General features: G+C 67.8%; 2 protein-coding genes and 1 pseudogene. 1 reads left to right on the top strand and 2 read right to left on the bottom strand.

Features of this window, described 5'->3' with window-relative positions:
* Window positions 1-335 (bottom strand): annotated as a pseudogene (locus tag StrepF001_RS45160) (ATP/GTP-binding protein); the annotation flags it as partial.
* Between the two features lie 417 nt (window positions 336-752).
* Between StrepF001_RS45160 and StrepF001_RS45155 the strand changes: the two are divergent.
* Window positions 753-1,304, top strand: coding sequence for a YciI family protein (locus StrepF001_RS45155; RefSeq protein ID WP_129803868.1), 552 nt, complete (start codon window positions 753-755; stop codon window positions 1,302-1,304).
* A gap of 188 nt (window positions 1,305-1,492) precedes the next feature.
* On the opposite strand, the gene StrepF001_RS45150 is transcribed toward StrepF001_RS45155, so the two are convergent.
* Window positions 1,493-1,642 (bottom strand): hypothetical protein, encoded by a 150-nt coding sequence (locus StrepF001_RS45150; protein WP_240798017.1) that lies wholly within the window; start codon window positions 1,640-1,642, stop codon window positions 1,493-1,495.
* Between the last annotated feature and the right edge of the window lie 272 nt (window positions 1,643-1,914).

Genomic DNA, 1,914 nt, shown 5'->3' with positions numbered 1-1,914 from the left:
AGAGACAGGTTGCTGGGTGGGGCAACGGGTTCCCAGACGGAGTCGTCGGTGTAGGCGTAGGCGGCGTCGGTGAGCCAGGTGAGGTCGTCGAGGTGGTGGTCGCGGGCCAGGCGCAGGCCTTGGCGCAGGCACGTGACGAGGAGGGTCCGGCTGGGGACGAGGGCGCGGGCGTCCTGCCACTGCTGGCCGAGGGCGGCGAGGGCGCGTTCGGCGGCCCGGTGCCAGTCGGCGGGGGTCCAGCGGTCCTCAGTGCGGTCGTCGGCAGCGCGTAGCGCGGTGCTGATGGCGCCGTGGATGTGGTAGGGCCAGATCGCGTAGAGGGTCTCGGTGACCATGGGCCGTTCGATGAGCCTGCGCGCCGCTGCTCGGAAGCTCTGAGAACGGTGTACCTGTTCTGTGCTTCGGTGAACAAGGCCCTTGATCGGAATCACCCGGCGCGGCCGCCCGCTCACCGGGGTTTGTCGATTGCGGAGCATCTCGCCTTCGTGCAGCCCTTGCTGCCCAAATTTCATCGGCGGCAGCAGGAGATACTACAGCTTCTGGACCAGGAGTTTCCGCCAGACAACTGATCTCGCGAGCGTGCGGAGCGGCGAACCCGAGCTCAGGCGCACTCACCGTCGTCTTCGGCATCGACGAGAAGACGGCCATCCGCTACGCGGAGTTGGCACGCGTGCTTCTGGATGAGGCTGTCGAGCAGTCATCACAGTGAAACTCCCTCGCCCTGGTTACCTCCTTGAAGAGACTCTATGGGCATGGAGTTCCTCTGCTACCACCGCGACCGGCCCGGCTCCCTGCCGCTGCGTGACGAGCTGCTGGAAGAGCATTGGTCCTACATGGACCGGTACGCGAAGGAGATGATCGCCCGGGGCCCGACCCTCGCCGACGACGGCGACACACCCACCGGGAGCGTGCACATCGTCGACCTGCCCGATCCCGCCGCTGCCCGCGCGTTCGCCATCGACGAGCCGAACTACCAGGCCGGCGTCTACCGGGACGTGCTGCTGCGACGGTGGCACAACACGCTGGGGCGCACCATGTGGGACTTCCCCGGCGGCCGGACCGGCGGCAACCGGTATCTGGTGCTCGGCCTCGGCACGGGGCAGGCTGCCGACCTCGCGATGCCGCCCGACCGGGACGAGTTGATCGCCTACGGGCCGCTGCTGTCCGACGACGGCGCCACCTGGCTGGGCACGACGGCGCTGCTCCGGGCGCCGGACACGGACACGGCACGCGCCATCCTGACCCCGGACCGGTACGCCGACATTGAGGTGCACAACTGGCAGTTCGGCGGGCGGCCGTCATGACCGAGGACGTCCAGGTCGGCGTCACCGCGGAAGTCCGTCGGATCGCGTGTTTCATCCGAACCCACGGATGGATTGGCCTGACGCACACCGGTGGACCCGTGGGTTCGCGCTGAAGAACCTTCGGTTTCCCCGAACCCACGGGGATCATGGCCCTGTTCTCCAGAAGCTGCCGCGAAGTGACAAGTAACTCAGCGTGTCGTTAGGGCCTTGGCCTCTGTGCTGGGTTCGGGTACTTCACCGCGGGTGAGGGCGGTGAAGTCGGCGTGGGCCTGCTCGACCGCCTCGGGGTACGCCTCACGTTTGGCGTACTTGGCGAGCGCCCCGTAGATGCTGGCCACCGAGGGGTTCTGGCCCTTGCGCTTGTCGGTGGCGGCTGTGGCCGATATCGAAGTGCTCGGCGACGGTCTCGCCCCGGGCGGGTCTGTGCGATCAGGTCCGTTGCTCCGGGGACCGTGAGAGCCTCCGTCAGACCCGGGGCGCTTCACTCCATGCCGGCCCTGGTTCCCTACCTCAGACACCAGCCGCGAAGCAGGGCCGCGGGTAGCATGGCGTCCTGTACTACAGCCGGAGATCTTGAGGATCGGTGATGGGTGGGATCGGCGGGTGGTGC

The organism is Streptomyces sp. F001 (genome assembly GCF_004187715.1).
GTDB classification, from domain to species: Bacteria; Actinomycetota; Actinomycetes; order Streptomycetales; family Streptomycetaceae; genus Streptomyces; species Streptomyces flavusporus.
Note: the sequence above shows the minus strand (reverse complement) of the source record. Positions and strands in the feature narration are given on the sequence as shown.